This is a genomic window from Marinobacter sp. UBA2688 (genome assembly GCF_002352785.1).
Taxonomy (GTDB): Bacteria; Pseudomonadota; Gammaproteobacteria; order Pseudomonadales; family Oleiphilaceae; genus Marinobacter; species Marinobacter salarius.
In genome coordinates this window covers 267,635-287,382 of the sequence record NZ_DELU01000010.1, presented here as the reverse complement: position 1 = coordinate 287,382, position 19,748 = coordinate 267,635, and the positions used below count along the sequence as shown (strand labels likewise).

The following is a 19,748-nucleotide window of genomic DNA, read 5'->3' as shown; positions in this document are numbered from 1 at the left end:
TCAGCCACAAAAAAGCCGCAACACCAAATGGGGTTGCGGCTTTTTTTATGCCTGGCCGTTGGCCTTTATGTCTAGCGAGGCAGTCGGCCCCGGAACGGGTGAAGTGTCTTGAGTACTTCACGGAACAGCTTGGGGTTTGCGACGATCAACTGCTTTGCTTTCTCCGTTGAGGGGTTGCCGGAGAAATCGCCGGTCAGAGCGCCGGACTCCAGTGCCAGCGTGACGCCGATGGCCAGGTCAGCCGGCTCAGGACGGAAAATGACAGCGGCGTCCAGATGGCCGGAAGCAACCCGGGCGATATCAAGGGCCACGCAACCTGTGGTTCGGAACATGCTGCTGTCACGGGCCAGCAAGGATGCCATCTCGCCCCACATCAGTGGGTCGTCAGAAGAGCGGGTCTGGTCGAGAAGATTGCTGACCACGGCTGCACGGTCGGCATGCTTGACGTCGCTGGTGCGCACCCGCCGACTGTTTAGTGCAGCACCGTGGCCGCGACTGGCAGAGTATTCCTCACCGGTGACCGGATTGATCAGCAGCAGGTTCTCGGTGCGGTTGTTTTTCTTTTGCAGCAACGCAACGGCGAAGTCAGGAATGCCGCGCAAAAAATTCTCACGTCCGAGTACCGGGAAAATGTGCCAGCTCTTGTCGTTACCGTCGGCGTCCGCCTCATTCAAAGGAGCGATGGCGTGGTCCTTGTAGGCTTTGTCGAGCTGTTCGGAAAAATTGTCGTAAATGGACTGTTCGACCCGCTCCAGTTGCCTGCGGCGGTCTTCGCTGTCGCCGTTGGGTTCCTGGCGTTCGAAGTGTGCTTTCAGATAGTCGGACCCCTGACGCGCGACGCGCAGGGCCATTTTGATTGCTGGTTGCATCTGAGTGTTCATTATCCGGGTGTGTGAAGGCCGCATAGCATATCAAAAACTGACCCGCCTTGTATGTTTTTCCACTCCGCAATGTCACGGATGGCGCTGTATCAGGGCATGTCCGGAGAGGCGGGGAAGGGGGTAGATCTGCTATCATGCGCACCTTTCCAGTTTTTACAGAGATTCTACCGCCATGCACAAGCCAGCTAAGCCCCTGGAGGGCCCTGACACCTACAACGACCAGATCCGGATTGTCCTGGTTGAGACGTCCCATTCCGGTAACATCGGTGCGGTCGCCAGGGCCATGAAAAACATGGGGCTGGGAAACCTGTGGCTGGTAAATCCAGCGTCCTTTCCTGATGAGGCCTCCTACGCCCGTGCAGCGGGCGCCTCCGATATTCTCGACAAGGCCACGGTAGTTTCGACTCTGGACGAAGCTATTGCCGATTGTGTGTGCGTTATGGGTACCAGCGCGAGGGGGCGAAAGGTCCCCTGGCCGGTTATCGCTCCACCAGACGCCGCGGCCAAGGCTTCGCAGCAGTCAGAAGCGGGGCAGGTGGCGCTGGTCTTTGGGCGTGAGAACCATGGGCTGAGCAATGAAGAGTTGCAGCGTTGTCATTTCCACATTCATATCCCGTCAAATCCCGATTACAGTTCCCTGAATCTGGCCATGGCGGTTCAGGTAATGTGCTATGAATTGCGTATGCATTATCTGAAAGGCCTTGAAGGTGGCGACGGCAGCCCATATCTCAAGCCTATGATGGCGCCCGGCGATGAAGGTTGGGATGTGCCGCCCGCGCCTGTCCGCGATGTTGAGGGTTTTTTCAGTCATCTTGAACAGGTGCTTGTGGATGTCGACTTTCACCGCCGGGACAATCCCCGTCAGTTGATGACGCGGCTGCGGCGGCTGTTCCAGCGTGCCGGGCTGGATCAGATGGAGATCAATATCCTTCGGGGAATACTGACCGCCGTACAGAAATCGGCTGGTGCTGCGGATACCGCAAAAAATACGTCAAAGGCTGATTCAACGGCCGGTGAACAGGAATAGGGTTATGTTTGAACGTCTAAGGGAAGATGTGAACAGCGTGTTTCATCGTGATCCCGCCGCTCGCAATACTTTCGAAGTGCTGACCAACTACCCGGGTTTGCACGCGCTCCTGTGCCACCGGTTCTCCCATTGGCTTTGGGGTCTTGGCCTGAAGTGGATCGCACGAACGTTTTCTTCGATCGCCCGTTGGCTGACCGGCATCGAAATTCATCCAGGTGCCACGATCGGGCGGCGTTTCTTTATAGATCACGGCATGGGTGTTGTCATTGGTGAGACCACGGTAATCGGTGACGACGTCACGCTTTATCAGGGCGTTACCCTGGGAGGGACGAGTTGGAACAAGGGTAAGCGCCATCCGACGCTGGGTGACGGTGTTGTGGTGGGTGCCGGTGCCAAGATCCTCGGGCCGTTTACGGTGGGCGAGGGCGCCAAGATTGGCTCCAACTCCGTGGTGACCAAAGAGGTTCCGCCTGGCGCGACGGTTGTCGGTATTCCTGGTCGGGTTGTGGTGAAGCGCAAAGGGGAAGATGACGCCCGGCGCAAGGAAATGGAAGAACGCATGGGCTTCGATGCCTATGGTGTGACCGAGGAAATGCCGGACCCGGTAGCCCGGGCCATGCGCAGCCTGCTGGATCATATGCATGCTGTGGATGACCGCATTGAGAATATGTGCAAAGCGCTTCGCAAGGTGAACAGTGAATACCAGAACGGCGAGTTGCCGCCGCTGCAGGAGGAGGATTTTGACTGCGTGCGGGACGACGAGCCGTCGCAACGGTGAATACTTGACTGTTTTGGTAGGTCAATTCATACTCGGCGTTGTTAAAGCCGAATCAATCCCTGACCGGGGCTGACGTTATGAGACTGACCACCAAAGGCCGCTATGCGGTGACGGCAATGCTGGATCTCGCCCTTCATGGGGATCAGGGGCCGGTGAGTCTGGCTGACATTTCTGCCCGGCAGGAGATTTCCCTCTCGTATCTCGAGCAGTTATTTTCCCGCCTTCGCCGTCACAAACTGGTGACGAGTATCCGGGGCCCTGGCGGTGGTTATCGCCTGAGCCGTGAGGCAGACTCCGTCTTTATTGCGGAAGTTGTCGACGCGGTCAGCGAATCCCTGGATACCACCCGTTGCGGCAACAAGGGTGATTGCCAGAATGGCGAGAAATGCCTGACCCACCACCTGTGGTCTGATCTCAGTGATCAGATTCATCAGTTCCTCAGTGATATCAGTCTTGGGGACCTGATGCGCAAACGGGAGATTCAGGTGGTTGCCGATCGGCAGAACAGGCGCCATTCAGACGGCGACTCACAGACGATTAACACCGAGCGCCTTACGGATCAGGCGCCGGCCTGAACGACTATCCTGAAACTTCTATGAAAAAGCCCGTCTATCTGGATTATGCGGCCACCACGCCCGTAGACCCTGTCGTTGCCGAAGAAATGGTCAAATACCTGACACCTGATGGTGTGTTTGGCAACCCTGCATCACGCTCCCATGGCTTTGGCTGGCAGGCCGAAGCCGCCGTTGAAGGTGCCCGCCGGCAGGTGGCAAGCCTGATACATGCAGACCCACGTGAGATTGTGTGGACGTCCGGCGCTACCGAGTCCGACAACCTCGCCATCAAGGGTGCTGTTACAGGCAAGAACAATCCGCACATTGTGACATCGATGATTGAACACAAGGCGGTGCTTGATACCTGCAAGTGGCTTGAAGGGCAGGGTGTTGAGGTGACCTGGCTCAAACCGGGCGCGGACGGGCGGGTGTCCTGTCAACAGGTTGAAGATGCGCTCCGGGACAATACCGCTTTGGTCAGCCTGATGATGGTCAACAATGAACTGGGTAGCCAAACGGATATCGCGACCATCGGTACCATGCTTCGCGAACGCGGTGTGCTGTTTCATGTGGACGCGGCGCAGGCGGCTGGCAAGACCGAGGTGGATGTGGGAGCCATGCCAGTGGACCTGTTGTCTTTGTCGGGGCACAAGGTTTACGGGCCCAAGGGTATTGGCGCCCTCTATGTGCGGCGTTCTCCGGACGTGCGAATTGAATCGCAGATTCATGGCGGTGGTCATGAGCGGGGCATGCGTTCTGGCACACTACCTACGCACCAAATCGTCGGCATGGGCAAAGCCTTTGATCTGGCCGGCGAAAAACTCGAGCAGGAGAAGGCGCGGCTGGAATCCCTGCGGAAGCGTTTCATGTCGGGCCTTGAAGGTCTTGAGGGCGTGACGCTTAACGGCAGTGCCGAACATCGGGTGCCGGGTATCATCAACCTCTCGTTTGCCGGTGTCGATGCGGAATCCCTGATGCTGGGATTGCGTGAATTGGCGGTTTCGTCTGGTTCGGCCTGTTCTTCGGCCACTATTGAGCCTTCGTTTGTACTCAAGGGCATTGGGCTGGATGATGAGCAGGCGCATCGAGCTCTCCGGTTTTCCTTTGGACGCTTTTCGACGGAAGAGGAGGCAGACTTCGCAGCGGCGCAAATCGTTGACGTTGTTACCCGTCTCCGTTCAGTGCGGTAGGCAGTTGCCTCCGGACTGCGTATAATCCCAACCCTGAAATTTTTCTGAACCTGAATGGAGATAGATCATGTCAAATGAGCGCACGCTCTCGATTATCAAGCCCGATGCAGTCGCAAAAAATGTGATCGGCGAAATCTACACACGCTTCGAAAAAGCGGACCTGACCATCGTCGCTGCGAAAATGATGCACCTGACCCAGGAGCAGGCAGAAGGGTTCTACGCCGAGCACAAGGAGCGCCCGTTTTTCAATGATCTGGTTGCGTTCATGACCTCCGGCCCTGTGGTTGTTCAGGTTCTGGAAGGCAATGGTGCTATCCTGAAGAATCGTGACCTGATGGGAGCAACCAACCCCAAGGAAGCGGAAGCAGGCACCATTCGTGCCGACTTTGCATCTTCAATTGACGCAAACGCTGTTCATGGTTCAGATTCCGCCGCGTCAGCTGAGCGCGAAATTGCGTATTTCTTTAATGACAGTGAGATCTGCCCGCGCGGCTGATCAGGCTGTATCGGGCCGGACATACGTCCGGCCCGTATTGGTTATTTGATTGAGGTTATGAAATGACAGCTGTTGCTGAGAAAACCAACCTTCTGGGAATGCCCAAGGCCAAAATGGAGGCCTTTTTTGAATCCCTGGGGGAGAAACGTTTCCGCGCAACACAGGTGCTGCAATGGATTCACCAGCGCGGGGCCGATGACTTCGATCAAATGACCAATATGAGTCGGGTGCTGCGGGAAAAGCTGAAGGCCGTTGCGGAAATTCGTGGGCCGGAGGTGGTGTACGACGAGTCCTCCAAAGACGGTACCCGCAAATGGGTCATGCGCATGGACAACGGCAACAGTGTTGAAACCGTGCTCATACCTGACGGCGAGCGCGGCACGCTGTGCGTATCGTCGCAGATTGGCTGCAGCCTCGATTGCACGTTTTGTTCAACGGGCAAGCGTGGATTTAACCGCAATCTTACCGCTGCCGAAATCATCGGGCAGGTCTGGGTTGCGCGTAAGGCGTTCATGCCATTTGAACCCGGCCCGGACCGCCCGATTACCAATGTGGTAATGATGGGGATGGGTGAACCGTTGCTGAACTTCGACAACGTTGTCGATGCCATGAACCTGATGATGGAGGACCTGGCGTACGGCATTTCCAAGCGACGTGTCACCGTCAGCACCTCTGGGGTGGTTCCGGCACTGGACAAATTGGGTGAAGTTACCGATGTTTCACTGGCCATTTCGCTCCATGCGCCCAATGATGAGTTGCGTAACCAGTTGGTGCCGTTGAATAAAAAGTACCCTATTGCGGAGTTGCTGGCAGCGACGCGTCGTTATCTTGCACGTCTGCCTGACAAGCGGAAGGCAACCATTGAGTACACGGTCATCGAAGGCGTTAATGATCAGCCTGAGCACGCCAGGGAACTCGCTGTTGTTCTTCGCGGCCTGCCGTGCAAGATTAACCTGATCCCGTTCAATCCGTTTCCCGAGAGCGATTTTCGCCGTCCCAGTAACAATGCGACCCGCCGTTTCCAGGCAGTCCTGAACGAGGCCGGCTTTATCGCCACGGTGAGAACCACTCGCGGTGATGATATCGATGCAGCCTGTGGTCAGCTGGTAGGGATGGTGGAAGACCGCACCAAGCGTAGTCAGCGTTATATCCAGGTGCAGCAGGTCAGTCCGTAAACCCGGTGCCGATATGCACCTTCCAATTCAAGAGGAATTGCCGACTGTGACATTTATTCCAGTGAAAAGGATGCGAGCCGCGCTTGTCGTGGTATTGCTGGCGATGTTTGTCGCAGGGTGTGTGACCAATACCGATAGCCGGTTTGCCCGCGAGGCAGATCGCGACAAGGCCGTCAGGAATTATGTCCAGTTGGGTACCGCCTACATCGGCCAGAACAATCTCGAAAGAGCCCGGCATCACCTTGAACGAGCGCTAGAATTGTCTCCCGATGACCCCGGGGCGCTGGCAGCCATGGGGCTGATCTATAACGCCGAGGGCGAACCGGAACTGGCTGAGCGGTCGTTCCGGGAGTCACTCGATAGTGATCAGGGCTATACCCGCGGGCGGGTTTATTACGGTGCCTTCCTGTACGGTGCGGGCCGATTCGAGGACTCCCGTGAACAGTTCCTGGCCGCGTCCAGGGATACGTCCTACAACGACAGGGCATCCGTGTTTTTCAACCTAGGATTGACGGAAGAGAGAATTGGCAACCTTGAGGGCGCCACGACGGCGTACCGGCGCGCCGTTGAATTATCCCGTGGTGATGCAAAGTCACTGCTTGCGCTGTCACGGACGTTGGTCGAATCTGGAGAGCTCCAGGCCGCCTCTCGTCACTACAGCCGCCTGATGACGTTGATGCAACGGAACCAGAATCTCCGCCATTCTCCGGAAAGTCTTTTTACCGGCATCCGCATTGCCCGGCATCAGGGCGACAGGAACCGGGAATCGAGTCTTGCGCTCCAACTGAAGAACAATTTTCCAAACTCTGTCGAATACCAACAATACAGGGTGATGACATCCAATGGACAGTGATGACGCACAACAACCGTCGGGCCTGAGTGAGCCTACGGGCCAGTTGCTCAAACGTGCGCGTGAGCAGAAGGGGCTCAGTGTTTCCGCCGTGGCCGATGCCCAGCACCTTCGCCCGGCGATAATACAGGCGATAGAGGACGGGCATTATGAACAGATCGACAGTGAACTGTTCCTTAAAGGCTATGTCAGAACCTACGCACGACAGGTTGACCTTGATCCGGATGCGGTGATCGCGACGCTGGATGAGGAGCTCGAACCGCTACGACAGCAAAAAGTGCAGGCAGAAGAAGCGAATCCGCTGATTGATATCGAGCGTCGCAGGCGGCGCAAGCGCCGCGTTGCAAAGTTTCTGCTTCTCCTGCTGGCCATAGCAGTAATTGCCTTTCTCGCATTGCGCTTTATGGGCGAGTTGGACGGTATAACAGGCGACACGACGGAACCGGCTGTGTCCTCGGAAACGGCTGCTCCCGCGCAGCCTGAACCGTCCGAAGAGACGGTGTCGGTGGACGATACTGTCGATACCGAGTTAGCCGAGCCTGAAACCGAAGAAGAGGCCGATAGGCTATCCGCGCCGGTTGATGAAGCGTCGATCGTTGAGGACAATAGCGAGTTGGCAGAGCTGCCTGAGGACCCTCAGGTGAATGAACAGATCTCTGGCTCTCCGGCCCCGACGGTTGAAGACGATTCCGCTCCGGCTGCGCAACCTGCTGTCGATGAGATTGATGAGAGCCAGGTTCCGGTGGTGACCAGTGAGCCGGAGTCAGCGTTTCAGGAGAGCGCCCAGCCAACGGCTGCCGTCGGCAGCGCTCGCCTGGAAATGACATTCAGCGATGAGTGCTGGGTTCAGGTAACCGATTCGGCGGGCAATCGCCTGGTGGGATCCCTGCAACGGGATGGTGACAGGATTAATGTATCAGGCAGGCTGCCCATCGACGTTGTTGTCGGCGCAGTCGATGCCATCGAATCTATAAGATTTGATGGCCAACCGATTGACCTTTCCGGTTATCGGGTCGTCAACAACCGAGCAGAATTCTCGCTGGATATCTGAACGTTTCGAACCCTCTTTTGCGGTTAGCAGGCTATATGAATCACGAATCTCCGATCAAAAGACGCAAATCACGCCAGATAATGGTAGGCGATGTTCCCGTGGGTGGCGATGCGCCTATTGCTGTCCAGAGCATGACCAACACCAACACCTGCGACGTGGATGCAACCGTTGGCCAGATCCGCGCCCTGCAGGAGGCTGGAGCGGACATTGTGCGGGTATCCGTGCCTACAATGGATGCTGCGGAAGCGTTCGGTAAGATTCGCTCAATGGTGTCGGTACCATTGGTGGCTGACATCCATTTCGATCACCGAATTGCTCTGCGGGTGGCGGAACTGGGTGTTGATTGTCTTCGTATCAACCCGGGTAATATCGGTCGGGATGACCGTGTCAGCGCCGTGATCAGCGCCGCGCGGGATGGCAATATCCCGATTCGTATTGGCGTCAACGCAGGCTCGCTGGAAAAGGCACTGCAACGTAAGTACGGGGAACCGACACCCGAGGCTCTGGTTGAGTCGGCCATGCGCCATATCGACATTCTCGACCGTCATGATTTTCAGGACTTCAAGGTGAGCCTGAAGGCCTCAGAGGTCTTCATGACGGTGGCGGCATATCGTCAGATTGCTGCACAGATAGAACAACCCCTGCATTTGGGCATTACCGAGGCTGGTGGCTTTCGCTCCGGGACAGTGAAGTCCTCTGTTGGCCTGGGCATGCTGCTGATGGACGGCATTGGGGATACCATCAGAGTATCGCTCGCGGCAGACCCGGTGCAGGAAATCAAGGTCGGCTACGATATTCTCAAAAGCTTGCGCCTGCGCAGCCGGGGTATCAACTTCGTCGCGTGCCCAAGCTGCTCACGCCAGAATTTCGATGTCATCCAGACCATGAATGACCTTGAGGCTCGTCTGGAAGACGTCAACGAGTCCCTGGATGTTGCCATCATTGGCTGTATTGTAAACGGGCCGGGCGAGGCCAAGGTTGCTGACCTGGGCTTGACCGGCGGTAGCCCCAAGAACCTGTTCTACGCGTCGGGCAAGCCCAATCAGAAGCTCGACAATGCCAACCTGACCGACGACCTGGAACGGCTGATCCGTGAGGAAGTGGCGCGTCGCAAGGAAAAGGAAGAAGCGATCATTACCCGCTCGGCCGACTGAGAGCAGATCGTCAAATCACCGACACAGATAAGGTAGTAACTTGGCTAAGATCCAGGCAATCCGCGGGATGAACGATATCCTGCCAGAGCAGACGCCGGTGTGGCAGTTTGTGGAAGACGCGGTCAGGAAAGTGCTTTCCCAGTACGGTTATCAGGAAATTCGCATGCCGGTGGTTGAGCAGACGGACCTGTTCAAGCGCTCTATTGGCGAAGTGACGGATATCGTTGAGAAAGAGATGTACACCTTTGAGGATCGCAACGGTGACAGCCTGACCCTGCGCCCCGAAGGTACGGCCGGCTGCGTGCGCGCCGCCGAAGAACACGGTCTGCTTTTTAATCAGACCCGCCGGCTTTGGTACACCGGCCCCATGTTTCGTCATGAGCGCCCCCAAAAAGGCCGTTACCGTCAGTTCCACCAGATCGGCGTGGAATGTTTTGGCATGACCGGCCCGGATATTGATGCTGAGCTCCTCGTGTTGACGGCCAGGCTCTGGCGCGCGCTAGGACTGAGTGAACACACCCGCCTGGAAATCAATTCCATAGGTACGTCTGCTGCCCGTCGGGAATACCGCGAGGCGCTGGTCGCGTACCTCTCGGATTACCGGGAGCAGTTGGACGAAGACAGCCAACGGCGTCTTGGCTCGAACCCGCTACGCATTCTGGACAGCAAGAACCCGGATACCCAGAGACTTCTGGTGGACGCGCCTCGTCTGGATGATTACCTCGACGACGAGTCTCGGGATCATTTTCGGCAACTGCGCTCGTTGCTGGACGCGGCTGGCATTGAGTATACGGTGAATCCAAAGCTGGTTCGCGGGCTCGACTATTATGGCAAAACTGTATTCGAGTGGATTACCGACAGCCTGGGTGCCCAGGGGACGATATGCGCCGGTGGTCGCTATGATGGGCTGGTGGAGCAATTGGGAGGCAAGCCCACGGTTGCGGTCGGTTTCGCCATGGGGCTCGAACGACTGATCCTCCTGCTGGAAACGCTTAACCTTGTGCCAGACAGTGCCAATGGCAATGTCGATGTGTATGTTGCGGCTATGGGTGAATCCACCGTGGCACCCGCATTGGCGCTGGGTGAATCCCTTCGTGACGCTTTGCCGGGCGTAACGGTTATGGGGCACTGTGGCGGCGGCAGTTTCAAGAGTCAGATGAAAAAGGCTGATCGCAGTGGCGCCCGTTACGCGGTCATTCTGGGTGAGAATGAGGTTGCCAACGGGACGGTCGGCCTTAAGCCGTTACGGTCAGACGAGGGGCAACTAGACGTTGCTCAGGGTGATCTGGCCGCGACGCTTGAAGAATTGCTTGGCCGCTGATGGCGCGCCGACGAGTTACAGCATAATAATCATCTATTGCAGGAGTCATCATGGCTGAAATGCGTACTGAGGAAGAAACGGTCCAGGCAATCAAGGACTGGTGGAAGAAGAATGGCAGCTCGCTCCTGATTGGCGTCGGTGCGGCGCTGGCGATTGTTTTCGGGTGGCAGGCCTGGCAGAACCATCAAATGCAGCAGCGTACGGAAGCGGCTTCCCAGTTTGCCGAGCTGATCAATGCCTATAGCGATGAGACAGATGAAAATCGCGCAGATACCGTTGCCTACGTGGCCGAGAACCTGCGAGAAGAATACAGCGACAGCGCCTTCGCTGTTTATGGCATGTTGATGCTTGCTCGCCAGCAGGTTATGGACCAGGGCGATCCGGAAGGGGCGATCGAGTCCCTGACCTGGGCGCAGGAAAAAGCCGGCGAAAGCGGAGCGTTGGCAATGGTTATTCGCAACCGCCTGGCCCGCGCCCAGTTCGCGGCGGAGCAGTACGAAGAGGCTTTGGCAACCATTGAGGGTACGGACAATACCGGCAGTTTCGGCGCTATTTTCACCGAGCTTAAAGGCGATATCCTGCTAGCCCAGGGTAATCGTGAGGGGGCTCGTGAAGCGTATCTGGCGGCCCGTGAAATGAACCAGCAGGGTCGTAGCGGCATTCTTGAGCTCAAGCTATCCGACCTTGGTGTTGAGGAGGGAGCCTGATGCCCTGGTTGGTTAACGGGCATACCAGACTCCTTTCGCTTGCGGGTATGCTGATACTGGCTGTCCTTGCAGGATGTAGTACCAGTGACACCTTTGAGCAACCTGCACCGGTTCCGGAGATTTCATCCAGTGTCGGGCTTGAGCCTGTCTGGAGTATGGGTGTTGGGGACGGGCATGATGACAACTTCCTGTACCTCGCCCCTCTGAACACCGGAGACCGTTTGTATGCGGCATCAGCCGATGGCGAGGTTTATGCCGTCGGCTCCGAAAACGGCGAGGTATTCTGGTTCCGGGATCTTGACGAGGAAATCAGTGCCGGCGTTGGTGGCGATCAGGGAAACCTGTACCTGGTCACCCGTGATGCTGAGCTGATGGCACTGTCGCGCGAAGATGGTTCTGAGCTTTGGCGGCAGCCTTTGCCCAACGAAGTGTTGGCGTCCCCCCAGTCCAACGGACGCCTGGTGGTGACACAGACCATTGATGGCAAGGTGCTGGCGTTTGATACCGCCTCCGGGGAGCAGGCATGGCAATACGACAGTGATGTCCCGGTCCTGTCAATACGTGCAGCGGCGTCGCCGCTTGTCGGGGCAGACCTTGTGCTGGCTTCACTGGCCAACGGGAAGCTCATGGCGATCTCCACTGAGACCGGCCAGCCCGTTTGGCAGTATGAAGTCGGCCAGCCGCAGGGCCGTACCGAGCTTGAACGGCTTGTTGATGTGGCCGGTGAGCCGCTGATTCTAGAGAGCGCAGCGATGATTGTGGGCTATCAGGGCAAGCTTGCGCTGGTTGACCTGCAAACCGGACAGGAAATCTGGAGTCGTCCCGCCTCCAGCCTGCAGTCACCAATGATCGGCAACGGTAATATTTTTGTCGCGGGTGCCAACGGCGATATCACGGCCTACCGCGGTTCCGACCGTCGCGAGCTGTGGGTTCAGGACCGGTTATCCTGGCGGCAGCCAACGCAGCCGGTTGTCTATGAGGATTACCTGTTGATTGGTGATTTCGAGGGGTATATTCATATGTTGTCGTTGGAAGACGGCAGCCTGGTGGGTCAGCTTGAATTTGACGACGAGGGCCTGCGGGTGCCTTTCCAGCGCCTGCAGAACGGTAACCTTCTTGTGTATGGCAATAGCGGTAAACTGTCGGTATTGAAACTCCGGACGCTCGACTGAGTGCTCCTTTCCGGCCCTATCGCTGTGAAGCGCGGGCCCTGTTTAATGTGTAGCGAAAGACTATGACCCCTGTAATTGCTCTTGTCGGGCGCCCCAACGTGGGCAAATCGACACTGTTTAATCAAATGACGCGGTCCCGGGATGCGCTTGTAGCGGATTTCCCCGGCTTAACCCGTGATCGTAAATACGGTGAGGGCAATTACGAAGGGCAGCGCTTTATCGTGATTGATACCGGTGGCCTGACCGGGGGTGAGGAAGGCCTGGACGCTGAAATGGCTCGCCAGTCCATGCAGGCTGTCGAGGAAGCTGACATTGTCCTGTTTCTGGTAGATGGCAAGGCCGGCCTCAATGGCGGCGACGAACTGATTGCTGCCCATCTTCGGAAAACCGGCAAGCGGGCGCATCTGGTGGTCAACAAGACTGATGGCCAGGACCCCGATATCGCCGCTTCCGATTTCTATGGCCTGGGCTTCGAGTCCACCTATCTGATTGCCGCCTCTCACAACCGGGGCATTCGCTCCATGCTGGAAGAGTTGCTGCCGTCCGAGGAAGAGCGCGAAGGACAGGACCGTGCCGATCGTTATCCGGGCATACGCATTGGTATTGTCGGGCGGCCGAACGTGGGCAAGTCAACATTGGTCAACCGCATGCTCGGAGAGGACCGGGTGATCGTCTATGACATGCCCGGCACCACCCGGGATAGCGTTTACATCCCGTTTGAACGCATGGATAACCAGTACACACTGATCGATACGGCCGGTGTGCGCCGGCGTAAGAATGTCAGTGAGGTGGTGGAGAAGTTTTCCATCATCAAGACCCTCCAGGCTATCGATGACGCCCATGTGGTCATCCTGGTTATCGACGCCCGGGAAGGTCTGGTGGACCAGGATCTTCATCTGATTGGCTTTGTTCTGGATGCCGGCCGTTCCCTGGTGATTGCGGTCAACAAATGGGACGGCATGGACCCGGACGACCGGGCCAAGGTAAAAGAGCAGGTTCAGCGCCGCCTGGACTTTCTTGATTATGCTGACAAGCACTACATATCTGCCCTTCACGGCTCCGGTGTGGGCGTCATGTACGATTCGGTTCACGCCTGCTATGAGTCAGCGATGGCCAAGTGGCCGACCAATCGCCTGACGGCCATCCTCCAGGATGCTACCGCCCAACACCAGCCGCCGCTTGTGCAGGGGCGTCGAATAAAGCTGCGGTACGCCCACCAGGGTGGGTCCAACCCTCCAGTGATTGTGGTGCATGGCAATCAGACTGACGCGTTGCCAGGGGCTTACAAACGCTATCTGGAGAATACCTTCCGTAAAGTGCTGAAGGTCAATGGTTCTCCCATTCGCTTCGAGTTCCGTTCCAGTGAAAACCCGTTCGCTAATAAGGTTAGCCGGCTGACGCCGCGTCAGAAGGTCAAACAGGACAATGACCTGAAGAAAGGGCGGCCGGTGCGGAAGAAAGCGCGAATGAAGAGCAAGAAACGCTGAAACGATCCGACCGTCGGGGCAGCGCCAGGCAGTCGGTGCTGCATCAAAGGGCGCGATGGTTGGTCTTTAGCCACTCCTGAAACTCGTTTTCGGGCATCGGCCTGCTGTAGAAATAGCCTTGTGAATAGTCACAGCCTTCCTGTTGCAGGAAGTGTGTCTGGGCTTCTTCTTCCACGCCTTCTGCAATTACACTCAAGCCAAGACTGTGGGCCATGTTGATAATGGCCTTCACCAGCGAGGCGTCCTCCCGCTCCTTCATCACGTCCTGGACAAAGGATTTGTCGATTTTCAGGGTATCGAAAGGGTAGCTCTTGAGGTAGCTGAGCGCCGAATAGCCGGTACCGAAGTCATCAACTGACAGGCGAATGCCGGATTGATCGAGTTGCCGCAGGATATCGGCGGTTTCTATGGTGTTATCAAGGATCAGTCGCTCAGTGATTTCCAGTTCCAGTTGCTGGGGGGGCAAGCCGCTGGCTTTGAGAGCATTCATGACCGTGTCGACAAAGCCCGGATCCCTGAATTGCCTGGGAGATACGTTGACTGAAATGCCGATGTCCGTACCAGTGGACTCTTTCCAGCGTATGGCCGCCAGGCAGGCTTCCCGTAACACCCATTCACCAATCGGCGTTATCAGGCCGGTTTCTTCCGCCAGGGGTATAAACCGGTCGGGCATGACCATACCCATACCGGGGTTATTCCAGCGCAGCAGGGCTTCGGCAGAGCACAGTTGTCCGGACTCAGTGCGAACAATGGGCTGGTAGTAGAGCTCAAACTCTTTTTGCTCCAGGGCCCGGCGCATCAGCGATTCCATCTGCAGCCGTTCATGGGAGACTTCCGTCATTTCCGGAGCAAAGAGAGCATAGGCACTTTTACCCTTGTGTTTGGCCTGGTACATGGCGGCATCGGCGTGTTGAAGCAGGGTGCCGCTGTTATCGGAGTCGTTCGGGAAAACGGAGATACCGATACTGGTGGTTACGAACACTTCCTGGCCATTCAGCAGGTAAGGAGGGGCAAAGGTCTTGAGGATACGCTCTGCCACCTGTGACGTCGCCTCGGGGCCCGTCAGGCCGGGCAATATTACCAGAAACTCATCACCACCAAGCCTGGCGACGGTGCTGGTACCCCGAAGGCAGCTGGAAATCCGTCGTGCGGCCTCTATCAGGAGGTTGTCACCGGCGTCGTGCCCAAGGGTATCGTTAATGTGCTTGAAGTTGTCCAGGTCGAGAAACATCACGCCAACCAGGGAGCTTTCGCGTCTTGCCTGGGCCAGGGCCAGTTTCAGGCGATCCAGGGCGAGCATCCGGTTGGGAAGCCCGGTCAGGATGTCGTAGTTAGCCTGTCTGAGCAGTTGTTGCTCGTAGCGCTTGCGAATGCTGATATCTTCGCCAAGAATCAGGTAGCCGGTGGCTTCGCCCTTGGAATTCTTGATGGGGGTTACGATCAGTTGTTCCCAGAAGCGCTCACCGTTCTTGCGAACGCTGTTGATTTCCCCCTGCCAGACCCCCACGCGTTGGACCTGAAGTCGGATGGATTGCCACAGTTGGCGGTTTTCTCGATGGGCCTGTGCATCCTCGGATAGCACGCCCGGGTGTTTTCCGGCGATGGTGGCAGCGTCGTAGCCGGTGAGCTGGCTGAATTTCTGGTTGGCGTATTCGATACGCCACTGGCGATCACAAATCAGCACCGATGACGGGCTTTGCTCAATCGCCTTGGAGAATTTTCGGATTTCCTGGGCATCGCGCTCCTGTCGCTCGAGGTCATCGTTGAGACGTTCCCGCATCTGGTTGATGGCAACGGTGACCTGGGCCAGTTCGTCATTTCGATTCAGTTGGGTGTCCGGTCGGTCCAGTTCAAGCGGGTCTGACAGGTTGTTGAGTGAGAAATTGCGGGCGTAGTTGGCCATGGTGGTCAGGTGCCGCGCAATGAAGTGCTGGAAAATCCAGATGATCAGGATCGAAACGAAAAAGGTCTTCAGGAACTGGGTGGTCAGCACCACTACGACTTTTTGGCGCATGTCCGAGAACACCCGCTTCAGATCGGCGGTGATGGTCAACTGACCCAAACTGAACATTTCATCACCCTGGTGGGTGAGCTTGAACGTATGGCTGATTGTCTGGGCGTTGCGAGGGATTTCGCCCATGACCAGTTCGGAATCCGGTTCAATTTTGAGGCGTAGGTGAACGATGTCTGGCAGGCTGAGTATGCCTTCGAGCTGGGTCTGTAGGAGTTTCTGATCCAGCGCCCATAGGCTGCGGGCCAGACTGGAGGTATAGCCAGTTTCGACAACCATCATGCGCCTGTCGATCTGCGACAGGTCCTTCCGGTAATCCGAGTATATCTGGATAGCTGAAGAGATGAGCGTGAACAACGAGCTGAACAACAGGATGTATGCGAGCAGCCTGAAGGACAGGGGAGACCCGGTTCGAAATCGTTGCAGGCGAGTCAACAGTTTTTGCATGTCCTATACTTCGGCCACCCTGGCAGGTTTCAATGAGCATGGTCAGACGGTGTTCTCAGGACTATAGCAGCAGTTTCTTGCAAATGCCTCGCAAATACAGGAAAAATCGGGAGAAATGTGTCACTGTTCAGGATTTGTTAATGTCTTGGGAGCGGGCGGTGATCGGGGGTGTTGGACGCCTGCGCATGCAGGGCTGATCGATTGGGAGTGCAGAGTGGACCTGCAAAGAAAAAGAAGCTGAAAAAATGGCGTCCCCTAGGGGGTTCGAACCCCTGTTGCCGCCGTGAAAGGGCGGAGTCCTAGGCCACTAGACGAAGGGGACGCATCGCTTCAAAAGCTTGCCTCGTCGAGGTGGCGCGTATATTAAGTAAGGCGATACGAGCTGTCAAACGGTTTTTAAAAAAAATAATAGCTTTCGCGAGCACAGCAGGTTGGTCGAGGAAGCTGCCCTGAGCCTTTCCGAGGACCGCCTCAGTACCTTACCGAATCCGCCAGGGCTGGGCCCAATTCAGGATACTGGAAATGGAACCCTTCGGCTTCGAGTCTTTCGGGTATGGCCATTTGGCCGGTCAGTAACAACCGGGACATTTCGCCCAGCGCCAACTTAAGGACCGGACTTGGTGCCGGGAAAATGGCCGGCCGGCCCAAAACGCCGGCAAGACACTTTGTAAACTGCCGGTTGGTGACCGGGTTGGGGCTCACGACGTTGTAGGGGCCGTTGGCCTTGTCGGATTCGAGCATCCAGACAAGCGCTGCGACCACGTCGTCCCGGTGAACCCATGGCATGAACTGTTCGCCGTCGCCAAGTCGTCCCCCAAGACCCAGGCGGAAGGGTAGAAGCATGCGCTGCAGGAAACCGCCACCGGGGCCGGCAACAATCCCCGTCCGCGACAGGCATACGCGAACGCCGTCAGCCTCCAGGCTCAGAGCTTCCTGTTCCCAGTCACGGCACATGCGATGAGTGAATTCGTCATGGGGCAACGTTTGCTCAGTCACGCGTTCACGGCTCTGGTCGCCGTAGAAACCCACCGCAGAACCGGACACCAGCACGCGCGGGAGTGATTCCCAGCTCCTTATCACGGTCGCCAGGAGGCTAGTAAGGCCGATACGGCTGTCCCGCAGTTCCTGTTTGCGGCGATCGGACCACCGTTTATCGGCGATGCCTTCGCCAGCCAGGTTGATAACCGCACCGAACCCCGGGTGGCCTCGTAGCAGCTCGAGATCTCCCAACGCCTCTACACGTCCACAAAGAGCCTGAACGTTTGCCGTGGACTGTCTGCTGAAGACGGTTGGGGCGTAGCCTTTGCTGATCAGTTGTTGGCACAATGATTGGCCGATGAATCCGGTGCCTCCGGTGATCAGAATCCGATTATCCATTGCTGCTCGCTCCTGGGTCGGTTAATGGTCGGCTATTGATAGTTGTCGGTGATGGGTTATGCCGGCTGTTTGTGGCTGTCGAGTTCGTGGATCACAACGTCACGAATGGCTTTCCCCAGTTCGGGATTCTCACCGATGGGTGGTGCAAGCGTAATGCTGACCTCGTGTTGGCTTTGTAGCCCCTCGATCATCGCGGGAACGTCTTTTCTGAGATGACGGCCCGCCGCCAGGAATAGCGGCACGACGGTATACTGTCGGACGCCTTCACTTGCTCCCTCGCTGATAACCGTATCCAGGGAGGGCTCTGCCAGTTCCATATAGGCAATGCGGGACCCGGGTACAGATTCAAGTGTCGGGGTTGCCAATGCTTCGAACGTCCGGCACCAGCGCTCATCGCTGCTTCCATGGGCAAGTAGGATTATTCGGGGAGCTTCTCCGTTCATAGTATCTCCTGGTATGAATAAAAGCTGGGATAGTAATCTAAAGTGTAGCAGCCGCAGGCCTGCCACTGTGCTGCTCGATGACGATAGGATGGGTATATGTTCGATTGGAAAGAGATTCTGGATTTCTGGTTTGGTGAACTTGATGAGCACGGCCTGCCGGACAGCTTTCACAGGAATCGCTGGTTCCGTTCCACGCGTGCCTTCGACCAGGAAATCCGGCGACGCTTCCTGTCGATGGTCCTTTTTGCGTCAGAGGACGGTCTGCGGCACTGGCGCAAGACGGCCGGTGGGGCTCTTGCAGAGATCATCCTGCTGGATCAGTTCACACGGAATATTCATCGGGGCGGAGCGCTGGCGTTTTCCAATGACCGGTTGTCTGTAAAGCTCTGTAAGGCAGCGATGCGTGATGGACAGGACATGGAATTGCCCCCGGTAAAGCGGGGCTTCCTCTATATGCCGCTGCAGCACTCGGAACAACGTGAGGATCAGGATCTGTCTGTGGAGTGTTACTCGCAATTGGCCGCCGCCACCGATGGCATTGTCGGAGATTTTATGGAGAGTTTTCTGCAATCCGCCCGTGACCATCGGGATATCATCCACCAATTTGGCCGTTTTCCACACCGCAACCAGGCATTGAAACGCTCCTCAAGCCCGGAGGAGCAAGCCTACCTGACCAACGGTAAGCGCTTCGGCCAATAAATGCCTTCAAATCCGTTCAACAGGCCGGAACTGCCAAGCCCATCAAGGTTTCATGGCGCCTTATGCGGCAGAATTTACAAAAACTAACAAGAATCAGGCTTCGCTGCACAGGTCTCAGGGCCATTGCAGGCGGCCGGCGATCGAAACAAGGAAAACCAGCCATGGGGCAGTTACAGAACCCCGCACTCCAGGCGAACAGTGAACTGCCGGAGAACCGATTACTTCGGCAGTCGATTCGCTACAGGGGGCGCAAGACCTTACGTGTAAAAAGCGAGCTACGGCGTCTTAAAATCCTGGAGGCGACCCTTCGTATTGCAGCTCGTGACGGTTTGCGAGGCATCAAGCATCGAGCTGTTGCGAGGGAAGCGAAAGTGCCTCTGGCCGCCACCACCTATTACTTTCGCGATATTCATGAATTGATCAGTGACTCATTCATGCTTTTCGCTGAAAAAGCCCGGGACAATCTTGATGGCTTTTATGACACCATCAATCTGGTGCTGGATGCCACCCCTGCAGAAACCCTTCGGCGCAATGGTCCCCAACGCAAAGAATTGGCTGCGCGTTTGTCGGTAATATCGACGGCCTACCTCCATGAGCAGTTTACAAAGCGAAGGCAGCAGATGCTGGCGGAGCAGGTGTTCCTTATGGAAGCGTTAAGGGATGACCGTCTTGCGGGCCTGGCAAGAAGCTATCGTGAAGCCTGGACCGCAGGCCTGCGGCAGATACTGAAGCGGCTGGATTCGCCATCACCGGAGAGAGACGCAACGCTGCTGGTGAATGTCACTCTGGGTATGGGATACGATTCTTTACTCAACGATCAGCGTGTGGATTACGCTGCACTGTCTGAGACCGTTGCGCGCGTGATCGGGTTGGCGTTAGGCGAACAGGAGATCGTACCGGTCTGAATATGGGGATGAAAAAGGTCCTG

Annotated in this window: 19 protein-coding genes and 1 tRNA gene; 15 read left to right on the top strand and 5 right to left on the bottom strand. The window is 56.6% G+C overall.

The window, feature by feature from the left end; translation table 11 throughout:
• Positions 1-71: 71 nt before the first annotated feature.
• Positions 72-869: an inositol monophosphatase family protein gene (locus B3M52_RS06025; protein ID WP_075196852.1), complete on the bottom strand. Its 798-nt coding sequence runs from the start codon at positions 867-869 to the stop codon at positions 72-74.
• A 184-nt stretch (positions 870-1,053) separates the two neighbouring features.
• On the opposite strand from B3M52_RS06025, the gene trmJ reads away from it, so the two are divergent.
• The 13 genes from trmJ to der all read left to right on the top strand — a co-directional run bounded on the left by trmJ (position 1,054) and on the right by der (position 13,843).
• Positions 1,054-1,908 carry a tRNA (cytosine(32)/uridine(32)-2'-O)-methyltransferase TrmJ gene (gene trmJ / locus B3M52_RS06020; RefSeq protein ID WP_075196851.1) on the top strand — a complete coding sequence of 285 codons (855 nt, stop codon included), beginning with the start codon at positions 1,054-1,056 and terminating at the stop codon, positions 1,906-1,908.
• A gap of 4 nt (positions 1,909-1,912) precedes the next feature.
• Complete coding sequence (cysE, locus tag B3M52_RS06015; protein WP_041333191.1) at positions 1,913-2,686, top strand: serine O-acetyltransferase; 774 nt, start codon at positions 1,913-1,915, stop codon at positions 2,684-2,686.
• 77 nt (positions 2,687-2,763) lie between these two features.
• Positions 2,764-3,261 carry a Fe-S cluster assembly transcriptional regulator IscR gene (iscR, locus tag B3M52_RS06010; protein ID WP_036208160.1) on the top strand — a complete coding sequence of 166 codons (498 nt, stop codon included), beginning with the start codon at positions 2,764-2,766 and terminating at the stop codon, positions 3,259-3,261.
• Positions 3,262-3,281: 20 nt separating this feature from the next.
• Complete coding sequence (locus B3M52_RS06005) at positions 3,282-4,430, top strand: IscS subfamily cysteine desulfurase (protein WP_075196850.1); 1,149 nt, start codon at positions 3,282-3,284, stop codon at positions 4,428-4,430.
• A gap of 67 nt (positions 4,431-4,497) precedes the next feature.
• On the top strand, positions 4,498-4,926 hold the full coding sequence (gene ndk, locus B3M52_RS06000; RefSeq protein WP_007152369.1) for a nucleoside-diphosphate kinase: 429 nt from the start codon (positions 4,498-4,500) through the stop codon (positions 4,924-4,926).
• Between the two features lie 62 nt (positions 4,927-4,988).
• The gene (gene rlmN, locus B3M52_RS05995; protein ID WP_036208154.1) at positions 4,989-6,101 is read left to right on the top strand and encodes a 23S rRNA (adenine(2503)-C(2))-methyltransferase RlmN; all 1,113 of its coding nucleotides are present in this window, start codon (positions 4,989-4,991) and stop codon (positions 6,099-6,101) included.
• A 70-nt stretch (positions 6,102-6,171) separates the two neighbouring features.
• A complete protein-coding gene (gene pilW / locus B3M52_RS05990; RefSeq protein ID WP_036208149.1) occupies positions 6,172-6,954 on the top strand; it encodes a type IV pilus biogenesis/stability protein PilW in 783 nt (260 codons plus the stop codon).
• On the top strand, positions 6,944-8,002 hold the full coding sequence (locus tag B3M52_RS05985) for a RodZ domain-containing protein (RefSeq protein ID WP_075196849.1): 1,059 nt from the start codon (positions 6,944-6,946) through the stop codon (positions 8,000-8,002). The genes pilW and B3M52_RS05985 overlap by 11 nt, the downstream gene beginning before the upstream one ends.
• 35 nt (positions 8,003-8,037) lie before the next feature.
• A complete protein-coding gene (ispG, locus tag B3M52_RS05980; RefSeq protein ID WP_036208144.1) occupies positions 8,038-9,156 on the top strand; it encodes a flavodoxin-dependent (E)-4-hydroxy-3-methylbut-2-enyl-diphosphate synthase in 1,119 nt (372 codons plus the stop codon).
• A 40-nt stretch (positions 9,157-9,196) separates the two neighbouring features.
• Positions 9,197-10,477 (top strand): histidine--tRNA ligase, encoded by a 1,281-nt coding sequence (gene hisS / locus B3M52_RS05975; RefSeq protein ID WP_075196848.1) that lies wholly within the window; start codon positions 9,197-9,199, stop codon positions 10,475-10,477.
• A 50-nt stretch (positions 10,478-10,527) separates the two neighbouring features.
• Positions 10,528-11,184: a YfgM family protein gene (locus tag B3M52_RS05970; RefSeq protein WP_036208138.1), complete on the top strand. Its 657-nt coding sequence runs from the start codon at positions 10,528-10,530 to the stop codon at positions 11,182-11,184.
• The gene (bamB, locus tag B3M52_RS05965; RefSeq protein ID WP_075196847.1) at positions 11,184-12,356 is read left to right on the top strand and encodes an outer membrane protein assembly factor BamB; all 1,173 of its coding nucleotides are present in this window, start codon (positions 11,184-11,186) and stop codon (positions 12,354-12,356) included. Before B3M52_RS05970 ends, bamB begins: the two co-directional genes overlap by 1 nt.
• Positions 12,357-12,418: 62 nt before the next feature.
• On the top strand, positions 12,419-13,843 hold the full coding sequence (gene der, locus B3M52_RS05960) for a ribosome biogenesis GTPase Der (protein WP_036208124.1): 1,425 nt from the start codon (positions 12,419-12,421) through the stop codon (positions 13,841-13,843).
• A 43-nt stretch (positions 13,844-13,886) separates the two neighbouring features.
• Here der and B3M52_RS05955 read toward each other — a convergent pair whose 3' ends face one another.
• The 4 genes from B3M52_RS05955 to B3M52_RS05940 form a co-directional block, all read right to left on the bottom strand.
• A complete protein-coding gene (locus B3M52_RS05955) occupies positions 13,887-16,301 on the bottom strand; it encodes a bifunctional diguanylate cyclase/phosphodiesterase (RefSeq protein ID WP_036208121.1) in 2,415 nt (804 codons plus the stop codon).
• A 246-nt stretch (positions 16,302-16,547) separates the two neighbouring features.
• Positions 16,548-16,623 (bottom strand) — tRNA-Glu (locus B3M52_RS05950).
• Positions 16,624-16,772: 149 nt separating this feature from the next.
• On the bottom strand, positions 16,773-17,678 hold the full coding sequence (locus B3M52_RS05945) for a TIGR01777 family oxidoreductase (RefSeq protein WP_075196846.1): 906 nt from the start codon (positions 17,676-17,678) through the stop codon (positions 16,773-16,775).
• A gap of 56 nt (positions 17,679-17,734) precedes the next feature.
• Positions 17,735-18,121 carry a sirohydrochlorin chelatase gene (locus B3M52_RS05940; RefSeq protein ID WP_036208116.1) on the bottom strand — a complete coding sequence of 129 codons (387 nt, stop codon included), beginning with the start codon at positions 18,119-18,121 and terminating at the stop codon, positions 17,735-17,737.
• A gap of 96 nt (positions 18,122-18,217) precedes the next feature.
• Between B3M52_RS05940 and B3M52_RS05935 the strand changes: the two genes are divergently transcribed.
• Together B3M52_RS05935 and B3M52_RS05930 are read left to right on the top strand one after the other, a co-directional pair.
• The gene (locus B3M52_RS05935; protein ID WP_075196845.1) at positions 18,218-18,820 is read left to right on the top strand and encodes a DUF924 family protein; all 603 of its coding nucleotides are present in this window, start codon (positions 18,218-18,220) and stop codon (positions 18,818-18,820) included.
• Positions 18,821-18,981: 161 nt separating this feature from the next.
• On the top strand, positions 18,982-19,725 hold the full coding sequence (locus B3M52_RS05930) for a TetR/AcrR family transcriptional regulator (protein ID WP_083637279.1): 744 nt from the start codon (positions 18,982-18,984) through the stop codon (positions 19,723-19,725).
• Positions 19,726-19,748: the final 23 nt, after the last annotated feature.